At 75.7% G+C, this 1,282-nt stretch carries 3 protein-coding genes; all 3 read left to right on the forward strand.

Annotated elements, in window-relative coordinates; all coding sequences use genetic code 11:
* On the forward strand, positions 1-285 hold a 285-nt coding region (locus HGA02_RS19710), incomplete at its 5' end, for a type II secretion system F family protein (RefSeq protein ID WP_168681097.1).
* A 141-nt stretch (positions 286-426) separates the two neighbouring features.
* On the forward strand, positions 427-621 hold the full coding sequence (locus HGA02_RS19715) for a hypothetical protein (protein WP_168681101.1): 195 nt from the start codon (positions 427-429) through the stop codon (positions 619-621).
* 74 nt (positions 622-695) lie between these two features.
* On the forward strand, positions 696-1,043 hold the full coding sequence (locus tag HGA02_RS19720) for a TadE family protein (protein WP_343035648.1): 348 nt from the start codon (positions 696-698) through the stop codon (positions 1,041-1,043).
* Positions 1,044-1,282: the final 239 nt, after the last annotated feature.

The following is a 1,282-nucleotide window of genomic DNA, read 5'->3' on the forward strand; positions in this document are numbered from 1 at the left end:
GCCCCGCTCACCACGGCGCTCGACGGTCTCGCCGACCGCACCGGCCTGCCGGCGCTCGCGCGGTTCGCCGAGGGTGTCGCGGTCGCGGTCGAGCGCGGCACGCCGCTCGCCGAGGTCCTCCGCGCGCAGGCGCAGGACGTCCGCGAGGAGGTGCGCCGCGACCTCATGGAGACGGGCGGTCGCAAGGAGGTCGCGATGATGGTGCCCGTCGTCTTCCTCATCCTGCCCGTGACCGTCGCGTTCGCCGTGTTCCCGTCCCTGCTCGTCCTGCGGGTCGGGCTGTGACGCCACGACGCCCGGACAACGACCACGGGTGGTCCACGCGACCGCCCGCCGACCAGCACCGAGGAGACGCATCCGATGCTCACCGACCCGACGACGACCGTGCCGCTGCGGCCGCACGACCGCACGGCGCGCCGCCTCCCGGTGTCGGCCCTCGCGGCCGGACTGGCCCGACGCTGGCTCGCCGCTGCCGCGAGCGGGCGCGACCGGGGGGACGTGCCCGGTTGGGTGCTGGTCACGCTCATGACCGCGGGACTCGTGACGGCCCTGTGGCTCGTCGCCGAGCCCGCACTGAGCCAGGTCTTCGACGACGCGATCAAGAGCGTCACGGGCGACTGACGCTCGCGGCCGCACCCGCACGACGGGCTACGGTGGGGCGCCGGCTCGACTGCGCCGACGGAGGGTCGGCGGTCGTGGACTTCGTGCTCGTGGGAGCCCTCGTCACGGTGCTCTTCGTCGCGGTCATCCAGCTCGCGCTCGTGCAGCACGTGCGCAACACGCTGGTCGACTGCGCCGCGGAGGGTGCGCGGTACGGCGCGCTCGACGGCCACGGACCCGCCGACGCGGTCGCCCGGGCGCGGGACCTCGTCACGCAGTCGTTGTCGGCGACGTACGCGCGCGACGTCCGGGCGGCCCGCACGACGCTCGACGGCGTGGACGTCGTCGAGGTGACCGTGACCGCACCCCTCCCGGTCGTCGGTCTCCTCGGGCCGCGCGACGCGCTGACGGTGCGCGGTCACGCGTACGCGGAGGACCAGTGACGGGCGTGCGGACGGCCATGGCGGCCCCGCGTGCAGCGGTGGATGCTCGGCTGCGCGGCAGCGGCGGACGGGACGACGGGAGCGCGGTGCTCGAGTTCCTCGGGGTCGCGCTCGTGCTGCTCCTGCCGACCGTGTACCTCGTGCTGGTGCTCGGGCGGCTGCAGGCGGCGACGTTCGCCGTCGAGGGCGCGGCGCGCGAGGCGGCGCGGACCGCCGTCGCCGCGGACGACCCGCAGCAG

It is taken from the genome of Cellulomonas septica, assembly GCF_012396155.1.
GTDB lineage: Bacteria > Actinomycetota > Actinomycetes > Actinomycetales > Cellulomonadaceae > Cellulomonas > Cellulomonas septica.